General features: G+C 63.7%; 16 protein-coding genes and 1 pseudogene. 14 read left to right on the forward strand and 3 right to left on the reverse strand.

Translation table 11 applies throughout. The features are described 5' to 3' along the window. Positions 1 to 26: 26 nt before the first annotated feature. The 4 genes from AWB76_RS02055 to AWB76_RS02070 all read left to right on the forward strand — a co-directional run bounded on the left by AWB76_RS02055 (position 27) and on the right by AWB76_RS02070 (position 3,504). Positions 27 to 1,046 (forward strand): sterol desaturase family protein, encoded by a 1,020-nt coding sequence (locus AWB76_RS02055; RefSeq protein WP_061158439.1) that lies wholly within the window; start codon positions 27 to 29, stop codon positions 1,044 to 1,046. Between the two features lie 79 nt (positions 1,047 to 1,125). Beyond that, complete coding sequence (locus AWB76_RS02060; RefSeq protein ID WP_061158440.1) at positions 1,126 to 1,977, forward strand: EI24 domain-containing protein; 852 nt, start codon at positions 1,126 to 1,128, stop codon at positions 1,975 to 1,977. A 16-nt stretch (positions 1,978 to 1,993) separates the two neighbouring features. Further along, positions 1,994 to 2,812: a competence/damage-inducible protein A gene (locus AWB76_RS02065; protein WP_061158441.1), complete on the forward strand. Its 819-nt coding sequence runs from the start codon at positions 1,994 to 1,996 to the stop codon at positions 2,810 to 2,812. Beyond that, positions 2,809 to 3,504: a copper homeostasis protein CutC gene (locus tag AWB76_RS02070; protein WP_061158442.1), complete on the forward strand. Its 696-nt coding sequence runs from the start codon at positions 2,809 to 2,811 to the stop codon at positions 3,502 to 3,504. The genes AWB76_RS02065 and AWB76_RS02070 overlap by 4 nt, the downstream gene beginning before the upstream one ends. 9 nt (positions 3,505 to 3,513) lie before the next feature. Here the strand turns inward: AWB76_RS02070 and AWB76_RS02075 are convergent, their stop codons facing one another. Next, the gene (locus AWB76_RS02075) at positions 3,514 to 3,978 is read right to left on the reverse strand and encodes a rhodanese-like domain-containing protein (protein ID WP_061158443.1); all 465 of its coding nucleotides are present in this window, start codon (positions 3,976 to 3,978) and stop codon (positions 3,514 to 3,516) included. Positions 3,979 to 4,330: 352 nt separating this feature from the next. Between AWB76_RS02075 and glnA the strand changes: the two genes are divergently transcribed. The 3 genes from glnA (at position 4,331) to ntrC (ending at position 8,645) form a co-directional block, all read left to right on the forward strand. Then, positions 4,331 to 5,746, forward strand: coding sequence for a type I glutamate--ammonia ligase (glnA, locus tag AWB76_RS02080; RefSeq protein ID WP_061158444.1), 1,416 nt, complete (start codon positions 4,331 to 4,333; stop codon positions 5,744 to 5,746). 165 nt (positions 5,747 to 5,911) lie between these two features. Beyond that, positions 5,912 to 7,054 carry a nitrogen regulation protein NR(II) gene (glnL, locus tag AWB76_RS02085; RefSeq protein WP_061158445.1) on the forward strand — a complete coding sequence of 381 codons (1,143 nt, stop codon included), beginning with the start codon at positions 5,912 to 5,914 and terminating at the stop codon, positions 7,052 to 7,054. Positions 7,055 to 7,154: 100 nt separating this feature from the next. Beyond that, positions 7,155 to 8,645 (forward strand): nitrogen regulation protein NR(I), encoded by a 1,491-nt coding sequence (ntrC, locus tag AWB76_RS02090; protein ID WP_061158446.1) that lies wholly within the window; start codon positions 7,155 to 7,157, stop codon positions 8,643 to 8,645. A gap of 15 nt (positions 8,646 to 8,660) precedes the next feature. On the opposite strand, the gene xth is transcribed toward ntrC, so the two are convergent. After that, complete coding sequence (xth, locus tag AWB76_RS02095) at positions 8,661 to 9,443, reverse strand: exodeoxyribonuclease III (RefSeq protein WP_061158447.1); 783 nt, start codon at positions 9,441 to 9,443, stop codon at positions 8,661 to 8,663. A gap of 302 nt (positions 9,444 to 9,745) precedes the next feature. Between xth and kdpF the strand changes: the two genes are divergently transcribed. The 7 genes from kdpF (at position 9,746) to AWB76_RS02130 (ending at position 19,180) form a co-directional block, all read left to right on the forward strand. Continuing rightward, positions 9,746 to 9,841, forward strand: coding sequence for a K(+)-transporting ATPase subunit F (gene kdpF / locus AWB76_RS02100; RefSeq protein ID WP_040049727.1), 96 nt, complete (start codon positions 9,746 to 9,748; stop codon positions 9,839 to 9,841). Further along, complete coding sequence (kdpA, locus tag AWB76_RS02105; RefSeq protein WP_061158448.1) at positions 9,838 to 11,622, forward strand: potassium-transporting ATPase subunit KdpA; 1,785 nt, start codon at positions 9,838 to 9,840, stop codon at positions 11,620 to 11,622. Before kdpF ends, kdpA begins: the two co-directional genes overlap by 4 nt. Positions 11,623 to 11,708: 86 nt before the next feature. Further along, a complete protein-coding gene (kdpB, locus tag AWB76_RS02110) occupies positions 11,709 to 13,766 on the forward strand; it encodes a potassium-transporting ATPase subunit KdpB (protein ID WP_061158556.1) in 2,058 nt (685 codons plus the stop codon). 7 nt (positions 13,767 to 13,773) lie between these two features. Beyond that, on the forward strand, positions 13,774 to 14,343 hold the full coding sequence (gene kdpC / locus AWB76_RS02115; protein ID WP_061158449.1) for a potassium-transporting ATPase subunit KdpC: 570 nt from the start codon (positions 13,774 to 13,776) through the stop codon (positions 14,341 to 14,343). Between the two features lie 704 nt (positions 14,344 to 15,047). Beyond that, complete coding sequence (locus AWB76_RS02120) at positions 15,048 to 17,837, forward strand: DUF4118 domain-containing protein (RefSeq protein WP_061158450.1); 2,790 nt, start codon at positions 15,048 to 15,050, stop codon at positions 17,835 to 17,837. Beyond that, positions 17,830 to 18,540: a two-component system response regulator KdpE gene (kdpE, locus tag AWB76_RS02125; protein WP_061158451.1), complete on the forward strand. Its 711-nt coding sequence runs from the start codon at positions 17,830 to 17,832 to the stop codon at positions 18,538 to 18,540. Before AWB76_RS02120 ends, kdpE begins: the two co-directional genes overlap by 8 nt. Positions 18,541 to 18,595: 55 nt before the next feature. After that, positions 18,596 to 19,180, forward strand: coding sequence for a GNAT family N-acetyltransferase (locus AWB76_RS02130; RefSeq protein WP_074171281.1), 585 nt, complete (start codon positions 18,596 to 18,598; stop codon positions 19,178 to 19,180). Here the strand turns inward: AWB76_RS02130 and AWB76_RS02135 are convergent. Beyond that, positions 19,164 to 20,062, reverse strand: a pseudogene (locus AWB76_RS02135) (LysR family transcriptional regulator). The gene AWB76_RS02130 and the pseudogene AWB76_RS02135 sit on opposite strands and share 17 nt — an antisense overlap. Between the last annotated feature and the right edge of the window lie 8 nt (positions 20,063 to 20,070).

Raw genomic sequence — 20,070 nt, forward strand, 5'->3', positions numbered from 1 at the left:
GACGGCCGCAAGCACCACGGAGCACCATGTTTCATTCCATTCTTTCGTCGCTGGACGGTCTCGTTTCCTGGCTGCAAACGCTGCTCTACGTCGATGTCGTGCAGCCGCTGCTGTACAAGATCGGCATGATGGACTACGACGAGGACACCTACGACGCGCTGTACTGGGTCATCGTCGGCGTGCTGGAAGTCCTCGCGATGTACGCGATCCTGCGCCCGCTCGAAGCGTTTCGCCCGGCGGAAGAATGGAAGGACCGCAAAGGCGTGCGTGTGGACATTCTCTACACGTGGATCGTCAAGCTCGGCATTCTCAATCTGTTTTTCTTCTTCACGTTCCAGCCGCTCTTCGATTCGATGCAGAGCTGGCTGCGCATCCACAACGTCCCGAATCTCGAGATCGACAATCTGTGGCCCGGCGTGACAACGCAGCCGCTCGTCACTTTCGTCATCTATCTGCTGATTCTCGATCTGGCGGGCTACTGGTATCACCGTCTGGAGCATCGTGTCGGCATCTGGTGGGAACTGCACGCGGTGCATCACAGCCAGCAGAAGATGTCGCTCTGGACCGACGACCGCAACCATCTGCTCGACGACATCCTGCAGGCGAGCTTTTTTGCGTGCGTCGCGCTCGTGATCGGCGTGGAGCCGTCGCAGTTCGTCGTGCTCGTCGCCATCACGAATTTCATGCAGAGCGTGCAGCACGCGAATATCCGGCTGCATTTCGGCTGGCTCGGCGATCGCATCATCGTGAGTCCGGCGTTCCATCGCCGCCATCACGCGATTGGCTTCGGTCACGAAGGCACGACCTACGGCTGCAACTTCGGCGTGCTGTTCGCGTTCTGGGACATCCTGTTCCGCTCGGCTTCGTTCGACCGCACCGTCGAGCCGACCGGCATCCGCGACCAGCTCGGCGCGCCGGGCGTCAAGCCGGTGCATTACGGCGACGGTTTCATCGAGCAGCACTGGCTCGCGTTCAAGCGCATCGCCGCGCGTCTTACCGCCCGCCGCGCGGGGTCGTCCGCGTCGGACAACTCGGCGGCCGTCTGAACGTTCCCCATCAAACCAGCGCCCGCGCGCGGCGCTGGTTTATCCTGTCGGTTCCTCTTTCTTCTTCTACGAATCACGCATGAGTGACTTGCTGCGTTCGTTCGTGCGCGCGCTTGCGAACGTCTTTCATCCGCGCATGCTCTGGCTGACGTTGATGCCCTTCGGCGTCGCCACCGTGGTCTGGGGCGCCGTGCTCTGGTTCTTCTGGCAAACGCTCACCGGCGCCGCCAACAGTTGGCTCGACGCGTGGTCGCTGACCTCGTGGATGTATCGTCTCTTCGATGCGGTCGGTTTTGCGTCGCTGCATGCGGTGATCGCGCCGTTTCTCGTCGTCATCATGACGGTGCCGCTGATCGTCGTGACGGTGTTGCTGCTCATCGCGACGTTGTCGATGCCCGGCGTCATCAAGCTGCTCACGCGCCGGCCGAAAGGGCATTATTCGTCGCTGGAAGAGCGGCGCGGCGGCTCGTGGTACGGCAGCCTCGGGCATTCGGTCGTGACCACGGTCGTTTGTCTCGTCCTGCTCGTCGTGACGCTGCCCTTGTGGCTGATTCCACCGTTTTTCGCACTGATTCCGCCGCTGCTGTGGGGCTGGCTCACGTATCGCGTGATGACCTATGACGCGCTGGCCGTCCACGCGAGCGCGGAGGAGCGCCGCGCGATCGTGCGCGACGCGCGCTGGCCCTTGCTTGCGATCGGCATCGTGAGCGGCCTCCTCAGTTCCGTGCCGACGATGCTCTGGGCGTGGTCCGTCTGGCTCTTGCCGCTCTTTCCGGTCGTCGCCGCCGTGACGATCTGGGCGTATGCGTTCATCCTCGTGTTTTCCGCGCTCTGGTTCGCGCACTATTGCCTGCACGCGCTGGAGCGGCTGCGCGCGAGCGAACCGCACTATCCGGCGATCACGGTCGAATCCCGCGACGTCTCACTGTAAGAACAAAGGGGCATTCATGGGCATTGGCGTCATCATCATCGGCGACGAGATCTTGTCCGGCCGCCGCACCGACAAGCATCTGCCGAAAATCATCGAATTGCTGAGTGCGCGCGGCCTGTCGCTCGACTGGGCCGAATACGTCGGCGACGATCCCGCTCGCATCACCGCGACGCTCGCGCGCACGTTCGCCTCGGGCGATATCGTGTTTTCGACGGGCGGCATCGGCGCGACCCCCGACGATCACACGCGTCAGTGCGCCGCGCAGGCGCTCGGCGTGCCGCTGGAACTGCATCCCGAAGCGGCGGAACTGATTCGCGCGCGCATCCGCGACACGGCGGCGCAGGCGGGCAAGCCGGTCGAGCTGGAGTCGCCCGAGAACCTGCATCGGCTGAACATGGGCACGTTTCCGCGCGGCGCGGAGATCATCCCGAACAGCTACAACAAGATTCCGGGCTTTTCGTTCGGCGATCATCACTTCGTGCCGGGCTTTCCCGTCATGGCCTGGCCGATGATCGAATGGGTGCTCGACACGATGTACGCGCATCTGCATCACGCGACGCCGCACGTCGAGCGGTCGCTGCTCGTGTTCGGTCTGCCGGAGTCGCGCATCACGCCGCTGATGGTGGCGATCGAGCGCGATTTCGAAGGCGTGCGCGCGTTCAGCCTGCCGAGCGTCGGCGATGCGGCGCGCGGGGCGCTTTATGCGCGCGCGCACATCGATCTGGGCGTGAAGGGCGATCCGGAGCAGGCGAACGCGGCGTTCGACGTGCTGCGCGAAGGCGTGATCGCGCTCGGCGGCGAAGTCGTGGAAGTGCCGCCGGAGGACGCGAAGTGACGCTGCTGGAAGTCATCGCGACGACCGTCGCCGACGCGCGCGCCGCGGAGCGTGGCGGCGCGAACCGGCTGGAGCTCATCACGGCGATGGGCGAGGGCGGATTGACGCCGAGCATCGGGCTGATCGAATCGGTGACCGAGGCGGTCGGCATTCCGGTCAACGTGATCGTGCGGCCGCACAGCCGCGCCTTCGTCTACGATGCCGACGACTACGCCGTCATGCTGCGCGACGTGCGCGCGATCGCGAAGACGCGGGCGAATGCGATCGTCGTGGGGATGCTGCGCGCGGATGGTGCCATCGACACCGACGGACTCGCGCGCGTGATCGAAGCGGCGGACGGCTTGCAGTTGACGTTCCACCGCGCTTTCGACGAATCACGCGATCTGCTCGCCGCCTTCGATACGCTGCTGCGATTCGATGCCGTCACGAACGTGCTGACATCGGGCGGCAAGCCTTCCGTGCTGGAAGCCGAAGCGACGATCGGAAAGCTCGTCGAAAAGGCAGCGGACACGCATTGCACAGTGCTGGCGGGCGCCGGACTGACCGTCGATGCGCTCGCGTCCTTCGTCGCCGCGACGCGCGTGCGCGCGGTGCACTTCGGTTCGGGCGTGCGCGTCGACGGGAAGGGACTTGCGCCCGTCGATGAAGCGAGAGTCAGGCGCGCGCGCAATGTGCTCGACGCGCCGGCCTGAGCACGACGCTCAAGCCCCGATCCACGGCAGCTTACGAAAGCACCATCCCGACACCGTTTTCCGATGCCCTTGCCCGTCCTTGTCGCCTTCGAAGCCTTCGAGCAGGTCGTAGGCTTGCGCATATCCTTCCTTCTGCGCCGCGACTGCCGCGAGCTTCGAGCGCGCGGCGCTGCGGCACAAAAACACGACCGGCGTATCCGGGGTGGCGACCTGCCGCAATTGTTCGATAAACTCGGCGTTCGGCACTGAGCCGGGGTAGCGAGTCCATTCGATGTGCGCGTACTGCGCGCCATCGACGGCAGGGCGGCCGACCCAGTCCAGCTCGGCGCGCGTGCGAACATCGATGAGACAGGCGCGCGGGTCGAGTTGCAGCAGTTCGAATGCTTCGGCGGGCGCGAACGCGCCGGCGTAGGTCAAGTTGTTGTCGGCGGCACGTTTGCCGGCCTGGCTATACAGTTGTTCGAGCGTGCTCATGGCGTATCGGTCTCCGTTAAGCGCAAAGAATCATTCTAGCGTGGCGCGTGAGGCGAGCATCGGGTGCGCTGATTTGGTGCATGAGATTACATGCGCACTGAAAAAGTGCTTTAGTCATACTGGATCGATGTGAGCGCACCGAAATGGTGCTGGTTGAACAAGCGGCAGGGCAGACGCCGCCTATCGCAAGCGAAGTGGTTTCACCCAAAAACGCGCGCTGCTTCAAGCGCTTAAGCGCAAAGATGGTGCGCTTGGCACGGAAGCTGCTTTTCCATCCTCGATTGAATTGATGTACAGGATTGGTCGGGGCGGCGAAGCGATTCGCCGACTTTTGTTAATCAGGAGATAGGTAATGAGTAAATCCGTGGCCGACGTCATGCAACTCGTCAAGGACGAGGACGTCAAGTTCGTCGACTTCCGCTTCACCGACACGCGCGGCAAAGAACAACACGTTTCCGTGCCGGTTTCGGCATTCGACGAAGACAAATTTGAAAGCGGCCACGCTTTCGACGGTTCGTCCATCGCCGGCTGGAAGGGCATCGAAGCGTCGGACATGCTGCTCGTGCCGGATGCGGACACCGCGTTCATCGACCCGTTCTATGAAGAGTCGACGCTCGTTCTGACCTGCGACGTGGTCGAGCCCGCCGACGGCAAGGGCTACGAGCGCGACCCCCGTTCGCTCGCGCGACGCGCGGAAGCCTATCTCAAGAGCTCGGGCCTGGGCGACACCGCCTACTTCGGTCCGGAGCCGGAATTCTTCATTTTCGACTCGGTGCAGTGGAACACGGACCAGTCGGGCACGTTCGTGAAGATCGGCTCGGAAGAAGCACCGTGGTCGTCGGCGAAGGAATTCGAAGGCGGCAACACCGGCCACCGTCCGGGCACGAAGGGCGGCTACTTCCCGGTCGCACCGGTCGACACGTTCCAGGACATCCGCTCGGAAATGTGTCTGCTGCTCGAACAGATCGGCATTCCGGTCGAAGTGCACCACCACGAAGTGGCGGGCCAGGGCCAGAACGAAATCGGCACCAAGTTCTCGACGCTGGTTCAGCGCGCGGACTGGCTGCAGCAGATGAAGTACATCATCCATAACGTGGCGCACACGTACGGCAAGACGGCGACGTTCATGCCGAAGCCGATCGTGGGCGACAACGGTTCGGGCATGCACGTTCACCAGTCGATCTGGAAGGACGGTCAGAACCTGTTCGCGGGCAATGGCTACGCGGGCCTGTCGGAATTCGCGCTGTTCTACATCGGCGGCATCATCAAGCATGCGCGCGCGCTGAACGCGATCACGAACCCGGGCACGAACTCGTACAAGCGCCTCGTGCCGCACTTCGAAGCGCCGGTGAAGCTGGCTTACTCGGCTCGCAACCGTTCGGCGTCGATCCGTATTCCGCACGTGAGCAATCCGAAGGGCCGCCGTATCGAAACGCGCTTCCCGGATCCGCTGGCGAACCCGTACCTGTGCTTCTCCGCGCTGATGATGGCGGGTCTCGACGGCGTGCAGAACAAGATTCATCCGGGCGAAGCCGCGGACAAGAATCTGTACGACCTGCCGCCGGAAGAAGACAAGAAGATCCCGACCGTGTGCGCGGGCCTCGACGAGGCACTCGACGCGCTCGACGCGGATCGCGAGTTCCTGACGCGCGGCGGCGTGTTCACGGATTCGATGCTCGACGCCTACATCGAACTGAAGACGAACGAGCTGCAGCGTTATCGTCAGGCGGTGCATCCGATCGAGTTCGAGATGTACTACTCGCTGTAAAGCAGCGTGATCGAAGCGCGTTTTGTCATGAGCAGTTCGATGAAGCGCGCGACGTGTGCTACGCAGTGAACAAAAGGGACGGCGCGCCGTCCCTTTTTTAATCGCTGCTCAGTGTCATGAAACGAGAAGAAGATCGGTGTCACGAACGACCTCATTGACTGCTCGATGGTGCTCAAGAATCTGATCAAGGCGCGCAAAGGCCACGCCGACGCGCTCTCCGACGACACGCAACTGGCGGCGAGCGGACTGCTGCCGGGTTTCGAAGCGTTGCCCACGAACGTCCTCGTGCTGGACATGCGCAATCTCAGGATCGCCTACGCGAACCCATCGGCGGAAGCCATGCTGGAGATGTCGCGCAAGCAGTTGACACAGATGAACTGGCCGGAGCTTTTCGCCAACGCGGACGAGCTCGCGACCACGATCGCATCGATCGCGGAGAACCGCTTCAACGCGACGCGGCTCGATGCCGTGCTCGAGCGGCAGAACCGCGAACCGGTGCATGTGCATGCGATCGTCGGTTATCTCGAAGCGGCGCCCGATTACGTGCTGCTCGAGCTCTTCGAGAACGAGCGTCACTTGCGCACGGATCGCGAGGAGCGGCTCCACGATCTCACCGCGGTCAACAAGCAGCTCATCCGCAATCTCGCGCACGAAATCAAGAATCCGCTCGGCGGCATTCGCGGCGCGGCGCAGTTGCTCGAATTCGAGCTGGGCGCGCGCGAACGCGACGAACTGCGCGAATACACGCAGGTGATCATCAAGGAGTCGGATCGCTTGCAGACGCTCGTCGATCGTTTGCTGGAGCCGCACCGGCATCCGCATATCGTCGGCGATGTGAACATCCACGAAGTCTGCGAGCGCGTGCGCGCGGTGATCCTCGCGGAGTTTCCGCGCGGCCTCAACATCGAGCGAGATTACGACGTAAGCGTGCCCGACTTGCGCGGCGACAAGGAACAGTTGATCCAGGCGTTGTTGAATATCGTGCGCAACGCGGCCGAAGCGCTGAAGGAACGCATTTCACAAGGCGACGCGAAGATCGAGCTGCGCACGCGCATCGCGCGCAAGGTGACGATCGGCAAGAAGCTGCACAAACTGGCATTGGACTTGCATATCACTGACAACGGTCCGGGCATCCCCAGCGAAATCCGCGACCGGATCTTCTTCCCGCTCGTTTCGGGCAGAGAAGACGGCAGCGGACTCGGCCTCACGCTCGCGCAGTCGTTCGTGCATCAGCACGATGGCCTGATCGAAGTGGAGAGCCGGCCCGGCTGCACCGAATTCGCCATCCTGTTGCCGTTCGAGAGTTGACCAGCGACTTCACGCCAAGGAACGTAGTGCATCCTGCTTTGACGCCTGACCGTTTCGACGGGCTCACACCGAACCATACGAAGACTTCTCGCCGAACGATATGAAGCCGATCTGGATAGTAGACGACGACCAATCCATCCGCTGGGTGCTGGAAAAGGCGCTCGCACGAGAAAACTTCACGACGCGCAGCTTCTCCGGCGTGCGCGACGCGCTCGCCGCGCTCGAAGGAGAGAGCCCGCAAGTGCTCGTCTCGGACATCCGCATGCCGGGCGGCTCCGGGCTCGAATTGCTGCAAACCGTGCGGGACCGCTTGCCGGGCCTGCCGGTCATCATCATGACGGCGTTCTCGGATCTCGACAGCGCCGTGGCCGCGTTTCAGGGCGGCGCGTTCGAATATCTCGCCAAGCCGTTCGATGTCGACAAGGCCGTCGAGCTGATCCGCCGCGCCGTCGACGAAAGCATGCGCGGCGAAGCGGCCTACGACGATCGCGTGACCGAGACGCCCGAGATGCTCGGCCAGGCGCCGGCGATGCAGGACATGTTCCGCGCGATCGGCCGCCTGTCGCATTCGGCGGCGACCGTGCTCATCACGGGCGAATCAGGCACCGGAAAGGAGCTTGTCGCGCGCGCTTTGCACCGACATAGCCCACGCGCGACCGGACCGTTCATCGCGTTGAATACTGCGGCGATTCCGAAGGATCTGCTGGAGTCCGAACTGTTCGGCCACGAGCGCGGCGCGTTCACCGGCGCGCAGGCGATGCGCCAGGGCCGCTTCGAGCAGGCCGAGAACGGCACGCTGTTTCTCGATGAAATCGGCGACATGCCGTTCGATCTGCAGACGCGACTGTTGCGCGTGCTGTCGGACGGGCAGTTTTATCGCGTGGGCGGGCACAATCCGCTCAAGGCGAACGTGCGCGTGATCGCGGCGACGCATCAGAATCTCGAATCGCGCGTGCGGCAAGGTCTGTTTCGCGAGGACTTGTATCACCGGCTGAACGTGATTCGCCTGCGTCTGCCTGCGTTGCGCGAGCGCAGCGAGGACATTCCGTTGCTCACGCGGCACTTCCTGCAGAAGAGTGCGCGCGATCTGGGCGTCGAGCCCAAGCGCGTATCGGACGATGCGCTCGCGTATCTCGCGTCGCTGCCGTTTCCGGGCAACGTGCGTCAGCTGGAGAACCTGTGCAACTGGCTCACGGTGATGGCGCCCGCGCAGGTGATCGAGCGCAAGGATCTGCCTCCCGATCTCACGCCGCGTCAGGACGTCAGCGCGGAAAGTCTCGCCGTATCGACGGATGGCACGGTCGCGGCGATTCCGGCCGCCGCGAACGGCGTCGCGTCCGCGCAGATTGCGGCGGCGCCTGTGGGCGTCGCGGCGAGCGTGTGGGAAAACGGCTTGCGTACCGAAGTCGCGCGTCTCTTGCGCGAAAATTCCGCCGACGTGATGGACGAACTCGCGCGCCGCTTCGAAGCCGCGGTGATCCGCGAGGCGCTCGACTTCACGCGCGGACGCAAGGTGGAAGCGGCGGAGCGCCTGGGCATCGGCCGCAATACGATCACGCGCAAGATACAGGAACTGCATATCGACGCGTGAGCGTTCCGAACGGGATCAGCCGAACGTCGCGATTACGGGCGCGTGATCCGACGGCTGGTCCCACTTGCGCGGCGCCTTGTCGACTTCGCATGCCGTGCAGCGCGCGGCCAGTTCCGCCGACAGCAGGATATGGTCGATGCGCAGCCCCGCGTTGCGGCGAAACGCCATCATCCGGTAATCCCACCACGTGAAGAGTTTTTCGGGCTGCTCGAACTTGCGGAAGGCATCAGTCAGGCCGAGTTCGACGAGCTGCGTGAAATGCGCGCGCTCTTCGGGCGACACGAGGTTCTGGCCTTCCCATGCTTTCGGATCGTGCACGTCGCGATCTTCCGGTGCGATGTTGTAATCGCCCAGTAGCGCGAGCTGCGGGTGACGCGCCATGTCTTCGCGCAGCCATTCGCGCAGCGCATCCAGCCAGCGCATCTTGTAGGCGAATTTCTCGGAGCCGGGCGCCTGTCCGTTCGGGAAATACGCGGAGATGATGCGCACACCGTCGATAGTCGCGGCGATCACGCGCTGCTGCAAATCCTCGAAACCGGGGATGTTGCGCACGACGCTGATTTCATCCACGTCGAAGCCCGCATCGGCACGTACCAGGATGCCGACGCCGTTATATGTCTTCTGTCCCGCGAACCAGCTTTTGTAGCCGGCAGCTTCGAGCTCGGCGCGGGGGAATTTCTCGTCGGGGAGTTTCAGCTCCTGAAGGCACAGCACGTCGACGCCCGAGAGCGCGAGCCAGTCGATGACGTGCTGCTGGCGGACTTTGAGGGAGTTGACGTTCCAGGTGGCGATTTTCATGAATGCCTGTCTTCTTCGTAAAGCGCGGCCGTGCGCTGAAGGCTCGATTCTAGCGGAGCGGGGTGCATAGGTTCGCGTCGCGCCCCCTCGCCGTCTTTACACGATTTTTACACCCCGCCTCCCACTCTTATCCCGCCCTTTACGTCCATTTCCTTAATCTCCACCCTGTCCTGAACCGCACAAGGGGAGAACACGACAATGGACCTGCTTTACCTCGCTGGCATCGTCCTTTTCTGGGGGCTTTGCGTGGCGCTCACGAAGGGCTGCGAGATCTTGCGCCGCCGCGTGCCGGGAGGCCGCTCATGAACGCCTGGATGATGTGGCTCGCGGCAGCCTCGACGCTGCTGCTTCTCGTGTACCTCGTGTACGCGCTCTTGCGTGCGGAGGATCTCGAATGAACGCGAATACCTTCATGCAGACGGCGACGTTCATCGTCGTGCTGATCGCGCTCGCGATTCCGCTCGGGCGCTACATGGCCAATGTGCTCGACGGTTCGTCCGTCGTCGTGCGCAAGATCGGGCGGCCGATCGAAGCGATGCTGTACCGCATCGCCGGCGTCGATCCCGATGCCGAAATGTCCTGGAAGCACTACGCGCTCGCCGTGCTGCTCTTCAACGTGTTCGGCGCATTCGTGCTGTACGCGCTCTTGCGTCTGCAAGGCGTGCTGCCCGCCAATCCGCAAGGCATGGCCGGCATGACGCCCGATGCCGCGTTCAACACCGCCGTCAGCTTCGTCACCAACACGAACTGGCAGGACTACGGCGGCGAAAGCACGCTCGGCTATCTCGCGCAGATGCTCGGCCTCACCGTGCAGAACTTCCTGTCGGCGGCGACGGGCATCGCGGTCGTCGTCGCGCTGATTCGTGGCTTCAAGCGGCATAGCGCGCAGACCATCGGCAATTTCTGGGTCGATCTGACGCGCGCGACGCTGTATATCCTCGCGCCGCTCGCGGTCGTTTTCGCGCTCGTCTTCGTGAGCCAGGGCGCGATCCAGAACTTCAAGGCGTATCAGGATGTGCCGACGCTTCAGGTCACGACCTATCAGACGCAATCGACCGATGCGCAAGGCAAGTCCGTCACGCAGACGCTCAAGGCCGACAAGCAGACGCTGCCGATGGGCCCGGTCGCTTCGCAGGAAGCGATCAAGATGCTCGGCACCAACGGCGGCGGTTTCTTCAACGCCAACTCGGCGCATCCGTACGAGAACCCGACGCCGTTCTCGAACTTCATGCAGATGCTCGCGATGCTGATCATCCCCGCGGCGCTGTGCGTGGTGTTCGGGCGCATGGTCGGCGACAAACGTCAGGGCTACGCCGTGCTCGCCGCGATGACCATCGCGTTCGCGGCCGCGTGTATCGGCGAGATTTCGGCTGAGCAGGCGGGCAATCCGCTCTTTGCGTCGCTGCATGTCGACACACAAGCGTCGGCGTCTCAGGCGGGCGGCAACATGGAAGGCAAGGAAACGCGCTTCGGCATCGCGCAATCGGGCATCTTCACGGTCGCGACGACGGCGGCATCATGCGGCGCGGTCACCAGCATGCACGACTCGCTGACGCCGCTCGGCGGCCTTGTGCCGATGCTCCTCATCCAGCTCGGCGAAGTGATCTTCGGCGGCGTCGGCTCGGGTCTCTACGGGATGCTCGTCTTCGCGCTGCTCGCGGTGTTCGTCGCGGGTCTGATGATCGGACGAACGCCGGAGTATGTCGGCAAGAAGATCGAGTCGTTCGAGATGAAGATGGTGTCCGTCGCGATTCTGCTCACGCCGTTGATCGTGCTCGCGGGCACCTCGATCGCCGTGCTCACAACGGCGGGCACCGCGGGCATCGCGAATCCGGGCGCGCACGGCTTTTCCGAAATCCTCTACGCGTTCAGTTCCGCCGCCAACAACAATGGCAGCGCGTTCGCGGGCCTTTCGGTGAACACGCCGTTCTATAACTCGATGCTCGGCATCGCGATGTGGTTCGGCCGCTTCGGCTCGATCGTGCCGGTGCTCGCGATCGCGGGCTCGCTCGCGGCGAAAAAGCGTCTCGCCGTGACGGCGGGCACGCTGCCGACGCACGGTCCGCTTTTCGTGGTGCTGCTGATCGGCACGCTCCTGCTCGTCGGCGCGTTGACGTATGTGCCTGCGCTCGCGCTCGGTCCCATCGTCGAGCATCTCACCATGATCGCAGGTCATTGAATTCCGAGGACAGCATGACTCAATCGAATCAAACGCCGCTGCATCGCCCGGAGAATCTCGGGCAGGCGCGCACGGCGGTACGCTCGATGTTCGACCCGGCGCTCGTGAAGCCCGCGATCGTCGATGCCTTCAAAAAGCTCGCGCCGCGCACGCAGTTGCGCAATCCGGTGATGTTCTGCGTGTACGTCGGCAGCATTCTGACGACGGTGCTCTGGATCGCTGCGCTCGCCGGCCAGGCCGAGGCGCCCGCGGGTTTTATCCTCGCGATCGCGCTGTGGCTGTGGTTCACGGTGCTCTTTGCGAACTTCGCGGAAGCGCTCGCGGAAGGGCGTTCGAAGGCGCAAGCGGAATCGCTACGGAATGCGAAGCATAATGTGATGGCGAAGAAGCTCAACGAGCCGCATCCGAAATCGCCGATTCGCATCACGACGTCCACCGAGCTGCGCAAGGATGATGTCGTGCTCGTCGAAGCAGGCGACGTGATTCCCGCCGATGGCGAAGTGATCGACGGCGTCGCGTCCGTCGACGAATCCGCGATCACGGGCGAATCCGCGCCGGTGATCCGCGAGTCGGGCGGCGACTTCTCGTCGGTGACGGGCGGCACGCGCGTGCTGTCGGACTGGATCGTCGTGCGCGTATCGGTGAATCCGGGCGAGGCGTTTCTCGACCGCATGATCGCGATGGTCGAAGGCGCGAAGCGTCAGAAGACGCCGAACGAAATCGCGTTGACGATCCTGCTCGTCGCGTTGACGCTCGTGCTGCTGTTCGCGACCGCGACCCTGCTGCCGTTTTCGATGTTTTCCGTGGAAGCGGTGAAGCAAGGCCATGTCGTGACGATCACCGCGCTCGTCGCGCTGCTCGTGTGCCTGATTCCGACAACCATCGGCGGGCTCTTGTCCGCGATCGGCGTCGCGGGCATGAGCCGCATGATGCAGGCTAACGTGATCGCGACGTCGGGCCGCGCGGTCGAAGCGGCCGGCGATGTCGATGTGCTGCTGCTCGACAAGACCGGCACGATCACGCTCGGCAATCGCCAGGCGTCGATGTTCGTGGCGGCGCCGGGCGTCGCGGAGCGCGATCTCGCGGACGCCGCGCAACTCGCATCGCTCGCCGATGAAACGCCGGAAGGCCGCAGCATCGTCGTGCTGGCGAAGCAGCGCTTCAATATCCGCGAACGCGACATGGCCACGTTGCACGCGACGTTTCTTGCGTTCAGCGCGCAGACGCGCATGAGCGGCGTGGACCTGCCCAATCGCGAGATTCGCAAGGGTTCCGCCGATGCCGTGAAGCGCTACGTCGAAGAACGCGGCGGACGTTTTCCGCAGGAAGTGCAGAACGCCGTCGATGAGGTAGCGCATCGCGGCAGCACGCCGCTCGTCGTCGCCGAACGCGTGAACGAAGCGACGCGCGCGCTGGGCGTGATCGAGTTGAAGGACATCGTGAAGGGCGGCATTCGCGAGCGTTTCGCGGAGTTGCGCAAGATGGGCATCAAGACGGTGATGGTGACGGGCGACAACCGCCTCACTGCTGCGGCGATCGCGGCGGAAGCGGGCGTCGACGATTTCCTTGCCGAAGCGACGCCGGAAGCGAAGCTCAAGACGATCCGCGAGCATCAGGCGCAAGGACGGCTCGTGGCGATGACGGGCGACGGCACCAACGATGCGCCCGCGCTCGCGCAGGCCGACGTCGCGGTCGCCATGAACACGGGCACGCAGGCCGCGAAGGAAGCGGGCAACATGGTCGATCTCGATTCGAATCCGACGAAGCTCATCGAGATCGTGGAGATCGGCAAGCAGATGCTGATGACGCGTGGTTCGCTGACGACTTTTTCCATCGCCAACGACGTCGCCAAGTACTTCGCGATCATCCCGGCCGCGTTCGCGACGACGTATCCGCAGTTGCGCGTGCTGGACGTGATGCATCTCGCGTCGCCTTCGTCGGCGATTCTGTCGGCGGTGATTTTCAACGCGCTGATCATCGTGTTTCTGATTCCGCTTGCGCTGAAGGGCGTGAAGTATCGCGCGCTGGGCGCTGCGTCCTTGTTGCGCCGGAATCTGCTGGTTTACGGCTTGGGCGGCATCTTGTTGCCGTTTCCGATCATCAAGCTCATCGATATGGCTATTACCGCGCTTGGCTGGAGTTAATCACATCATGAAGAATCTTTTGCGTCCGATGCTGGTGTTGTTCGTCGCGCTGACCGTTATCACTGGCTTGATTTATCCGGCGGTCGTGACCGCGATCGGGCAGGCGGCGTTTTCGCATCAGGCGAATGGCAGTCTGATCGAGCGGGATGGCCGTGTCGTCGGGTCGGAGGTCATCGGGCAGCAGTTCGATGCGCCTCGGTACTTCTGGGGGCGCTTGTCGGCGACGACGCCGAATCCGTATAACGCGGGGAGTTCGAGTGGCTCCAATCTCGGACCGACGAATCCCGCCCTCGCCGCTGAGATCAAGGCGCGTATCGCCGCGTTGCATGATGCCGATCCGGGCAATGGCGCGGATGTTCCGGTTGATCTTGTTACTTCGTCGGGGAGTGGGCTCGATCCGGAGATCAGTCCGGCGGCGGCGGAGTATCAGGTGGCGCGGGTGGCGAAGGCGCGGGGGATGTCGATCCCGCAGGTCGAGGCGATGGTTGCTCGTGCTACGAGCGGGCGGCAGTTTGGTGTCTTTGGGGAGCCTAGAGTGAATGTGCTTAAATTGAATCTTGCTCTTGATCGGGAGTAGTGGTTGGAGTCGCTCGCCTGGGCTTGTATGAAATCCTGCTTTCGTGTCGGTCTATTAGCACTGCCCCTGTGCGGGGCGGCAGTCACTTTCTTTGCTGCTGCAAAGAAAGTAACCAAAGAAAGCAGCTTTTCAGGCCCGCGGTCACACGTAGTTTGGGTAGTTCTCTCGTTCAAGGGGGCACTCGCCTAAAGTGTGCCCTCGTAGGCCCCGCCGGGCTTGGATCGCGCACGGTCTGACTAGCTAGGAGTTTGAGGGCGCTGGTTCAGCACGAAAGAGTTCCGGCACAGCGCTGCGCGCTGCCGCCGGGTCTGCCAGGGAAACCAACCTGATGCATGTGCGGTGAGATGGAAGTGCTAGCAAAGAAGCACACGCGGCCCCGATGGACCCATCGGCCGCGCAGCGGGCCGGAGCCTTTTTGTGCTGAACCAGTTTGTTGGGCGGTGCGATGTGACAGACCGTGCGCGATCCAAGCCCGGTTGGGCCTTTGAGGGCACTCTTTAGGCGAGTGCCACGGTGGACGAGAGAACTACCCAAATTGCGTGTGACCGCGGGCCTGAGAAGCTGCTTTCTTTGGTTACTTTCTTTGCAGCAGCAAAGAAAGTGACTGCCGCCCCGCACAGGGGCAGAGCAAATAGACCGATAAGAAAACAGGATTTCACGAACTTCAAGCGCCAGCAAAAGCCAAAAAGCGAAAAACGAAAACCATGCCCCGCCCAACCCCCGACGAACTCCTCGACAAACTGCACCGCGAGGAAGAAAAGCGCCATCGCGGAAGACTGAAGATCTTCTTCGGCGCATCCGCCGGCGTAGGCAAGACCTTCGCGATGTTGCAAGCCGCCCGCCGCCGCCGCGATGAAAGCGTGGAGGTCGTCGTCGGCGTGGTCGAAACGCATGGCCGCAAGGAAACGCTCGCCTTGGTCGAAGGCCTCGAAACACTGCCGCCTGCGCGCATCGAATATCGCGGCCGGCTGCTCGCCGAATTCGACCTCGACGCCGCCCTAGCAAGAAAACCTCAACTCATCCTCGTCGACGAACTCGCTCACTCGAACGTCCAGGGCTCGCGCCACATGAAGCGCTGGCAAGACGTGCAAGAGCTGCTCGACGCGGGCATCGACGTCTATACGACCGTCAACGTCCAGCACCTCGAAAGCCTGAACGACATCGTCGGCCGCATCACCGGGATTCGCGTCTGGGAGACCGTGCCCGATCGCGTCTTCGATCTCGCCGATGAAGTCACCCTCGTCGACCTCCCGCCCGAAGAACTGCTCGACCGTCTGCGCGAAGGCAAAGTCTATCTGCCGACGCAGGCCGAGCACGCCGTGCGCAACTTCTTCCGCAAAGGCAATCTGATCGCGCTACGCGAACTCGCGCTGCGCCGCACGGCAGACCGAGTCGATGCCCAAATGCGCGAATACCGCGCCGATCAGTCGATCGAACGCATCTGGCGCGCGCGAGAAAGGCTCATCGCGTGCATCGGGCCGGGACCGGAAAGCGCGACGCTCGTGCGCGCAGCCGCGCGCCTTGCCGCAGCGCTCAAGGCCGACTGGCTCGCGGTGTACGTCGAAACGCCGAAGCTGCAGCGCCTCTCCGACGATCAACGCCGCCGCACCCTCGACGCCCTCAAGCTGGCCTCCGAGCTCGGCGCGGAAACCGTCACGCTCGATGGCGCCGATGCCGCCGCGACGCTCATCGACTATGCGCACATGCGCAACGTGTCGAAGCTCGTGGCGGGCGCATCGGGAAGCAGCGGATGGCAGCGTCTCATCGCGCGCCCGGTGAGCGAGCGCATCATCCGACAAGGCTCGGATATCGACGTCACGCTGGTCTCGACCGGCGCGCGCGACGAACAACGCCGCACGCTCGCGCAAGCCTTCGATACATGGCACGATGGCGGGCACTCGTCGCCGCGCGCCTATGTCTACGCACTCGCGATCGGCGCCGGCATCACGCTCGTCGCCGATATGCTCGCCGCGCGTCAGTTCGCCATCACGAATCTCGTGATGCTCTATCTGCTCGGCGTGATCTTCGCGGCAGTGCGGCTTGGGCGCGGGCCAGGCGTGATGCTGTCGTTTCTGTCGGTGGCCGCGTTCGATTTCTTTTTCGTGCCGCCCGAACTCTCGTTTTCCGTGACGGACACGCAATATCTGCTGACCTTCGTCGTGATGCTGCTGACATCGCTGACCATCAGTCATCTGACGTCGAGCCTGCGGCGCGAGGCGCGCATCGCATCGCAACGCGAGCGGCGCACCGGCGCGATGTACGCGATGACCAAAGAACTCGGCGCCGCGCTGATGACCGAGCAGATCATCGAGATCGGCACGCGGCACGTCGCGGAAGTGTTTCAGGCCAAGGTCGCGATGCTCTTGCCCGATGCCGCCGAAAAAGTGCGCCAGAAAGTAGACGAGCCGAATCCCGATGTGACGCTCGATGCCCAATGTCTCGATCTCGATATCGCGCAATGGGTCTACGACCAGCAGAAGCCCGCGGGCCGCGGCACGGAGACCTTGCCCGCGAGTCAGGCGCTCTATCTGCCGCTCAAGGCGCCGATGCGCACGCGCGGCGTGCTCGCGCTCGCGACGGAACGCGAAGCCGAACTCGCGGTGCCCGAGCAGCGTCGCATGATCGAAACGTTCGCGTCGCAGATCGCGCTCGCGCTCGAACGCGTGCACTACGTCGAGATCGCGCAGGACGCGCTCGTCAATATGGAATCGGAGCGGCTGCGCAACTCGCTCCTCTCCGCGATATCGCACGATCTGCGCACGCCGCTCACATCGATCGTCGGCTTCGCTTCGGTGCTGGAGGAGCAGGCGCGCGATGCGGGCGGCAATACGGAAGCGTCGCAGGAACTCGTGCACGCGATCCACGAGGAAGCGCTGCGCATGAGCGGGCTCGTCACGAATCTGCTCGACATGGCGCGCCTGCAGGCGGGCGCGATCCGCCTGAATCGTCAATGGTCGATGCTCGAAGAAACCGTAGGCGCCGCGCTCGCGACATCGCGCCGGGTGCTCGCGGGCCGTCCCGTGCAGACGCGCGTGCCGGCGAATCTGCCGCTGCTGCAACTCGACGCCGTGCTGATGGAGCGCCTCTTCGCGAACCTGCTCGAAAACGCCGCGAAATACACGCCGCCCGGCACGCCGATTCAGATCGGCGCGGCGCTGGAGCACGACGGCGAAGGGCGCTTCGTGCGCGTGTGTATCGACGATGAAGGCCCGGGCGTGCCCGCCGGCATGCAGAACCGTCTCTTCGACAAATTCACGCGCGGCGAGAAGGAGTCGGCGCAACCGGGCATCGGGCTGGGTCTCGCGATCTGCCGCGCGATCGTCGAGGCGCATGGCGGGCAGATCGGCGTTGCGAATCGCGAGGACGCGAACGGACACGTGCTCGGCGCGCGCTTCTGGTTCACGCTGCCGGCAAACGACGCGCCGCCCGAAGAACTGCCGCCCGACGAAGATGTCGATTCAAAGGCCGCAGCGCCGGGAGCGGGCGATGTCTGATGCGGACGTATCGGTCGTCGTCATCGAGGACGATCCGCAGATTCGCCGCTTCGTGCGCGCGACGCTGCACGCGCACGGCATGACGGCGATCGAAGCCGACACCGCCGCAGCCGGCCTGCGCGAAGCCGCGACGCGCAAGCCCGATCTCATCGTGATCGATCTCGGCCTGCCGGATGCGGACGGCATCGACGTGATCCGCGAATTGCGCGGCTGGACGCAGACGCCCGTGATCGTGCTCTCGGCGCGCACGAGCGAGCAGGCGAAAGTCGCCGCGCTCGATGCCGGCGCCGACGATTATCTGACCAAGCCCTTCGGCGTGCCCGAACTGCTCGCGCGCATGCGGGCGCAGTTGCGCCGCAACGCACAGGCGCAGAAAGAGACGCCGATGATCCGCTTCGGCGATATCGTCGTCGATCTCGGCAAGCGGCAAGTGACGCGCGAGGGCGACCCCGTGCGGCTGACGCCGATCGAATACAAGCTGCTCACGGTGCTGATGCGTCATGCGGGCTGCGTGCTGACGCATCGGCAATTGCTGCGCGAAGTGTGGGGACCGGAGCAGGTCGGCAATCCGCATTATCTGCGCGTGTACATGGGGCATCTGCGGCAGAAGCTGGAGCGCGATCCCGCGCAGCCCGCGCATATCGTGACGGAGACGGGCGTCGGTTATCGGCTTGCAGGCGTGGGCGAGCGCGGCGAATTATGATGTCGGCTCACGAGCCACATGCAAACGATCGATGAATCAAGCGATGAGCCAACCGATGACTGAGCCGACCCTGAACGGCGAACGCGTGCAGCTTCGCCCGCTGCAACGCGAAGACCGCGCCGCCTTGCTCGATGCCGCCGCCGACGGCGAACTCTGGAATCTCAGCGTGACGGTCGTGCCGAACGAAGACACGATCGACCGCTATATCGACACCGCGCTCGCGGGCCGCGACGCCGGCACGGTGATGCCGTTCGTGATCGTGAGAACCGATGATGGCCGCGTCGTCGGCAGCACGCGCTACTGGAAGATCGATCGCTTGAACCGCAAGCTCGAAATCGGTCATACGTGGCTCGCGGCATCGACGCAGCGCACGGGCATCAATACCGAAGCGAAATATCTGCTGCTCGAACACGCGTTCGAAGCGATGCAGTGCGTGCGCGTGCAGTTCACCACCGACGAACTCAACGAGAAATCGCGCGCGGCGATACTCGGCGTCGGCGCGAAACAGGAAGGTATCGTGAGGCACGAGCGCATCATGCCCGATGGCCGCAAGCGCAATTCGGTGCGCTTTTCGATCATCGACGACGAATGGCCCGCCGTCAAAGCGATGCTGCTCGGCAAGCTCAATCGTCGAGCGTAGCGCGCACCTTCAACGCTTTCACGCGCGCTTTCATGAACGCGACGAAGCCGCGCGTGACCGTGTCGTCGCGCTCCGCTTGCCATGCAAGTCCGACGCGCCATCGCGCGGGCTGATCGCGCAACGTCAGCACGCGTGCATCGCGCAGCAGATATTGCGCACGCGATGGCAGGAACGCCGCGCCCACGCCGCCCGCTACCGACGCGAGCACCGACTGGATATCGTCGGCTTCCTGAATCACGCGCGGCACGAAACGATGCTCCGCGCACCATCGATCGATCTGCGCGGCCAACCCTGGCCCGCGCACACGCGACAGCGCGACGAAACCCGGTTCATTCAGTTCGTTCAAATCGACGGGCAAACGCTTGTAGCCGTGTGCTCGGGCACGGCGAGCGCGAGCGTTTCATCGAGCACGGTGAAGCCCGACAACCCGGCGCTCGCGGGCATGCGCATGAATCCCACATCGAGCTTGTTCGCGAGGATGCGGCGTGTCTGCTCGTGCGATGAGAGATCATGCAACGTGATGCTCACGCCCGGATTCAGCGCACCGAATTCGGCGATGAGCTTCGGCACATGCGTAAGCGTCGACAGACACAAGCCGACGCGCAGAAATCCTCGCGCGCCGCTCGCGGATTCGCGCGCGCGGGCGAGCACGGCGTCGGCGTCGCGCACGAGCGCTTGCGCATCGGCGATGAAACTCGCGCCGAAGGCCGTCAGATCCGCACCGTGACGGCCGCGTTCGAAGAGACGCGCGCCGAGGCTCGCTTCGAGCGACGCGATCTGCTTGCTGAGCGCGGGCTGGCTCAAATGCAGCGCTTCGGCGGCGCGTCCGAAATGACGCAGCTCGGCGATGGTGAGAAACGTGCGCAGAAGTTTCAATTCCATTTGGCGAT

The organism is Caballeronia temeraria (genome assembly GCF_001544795.2).
GTDB lineage: Bacteria > Pseudomonadota > Gammaproteobacteria > Burkholderiales > Burkholderiaceae > Caballeronia > Caballeronia temeraria.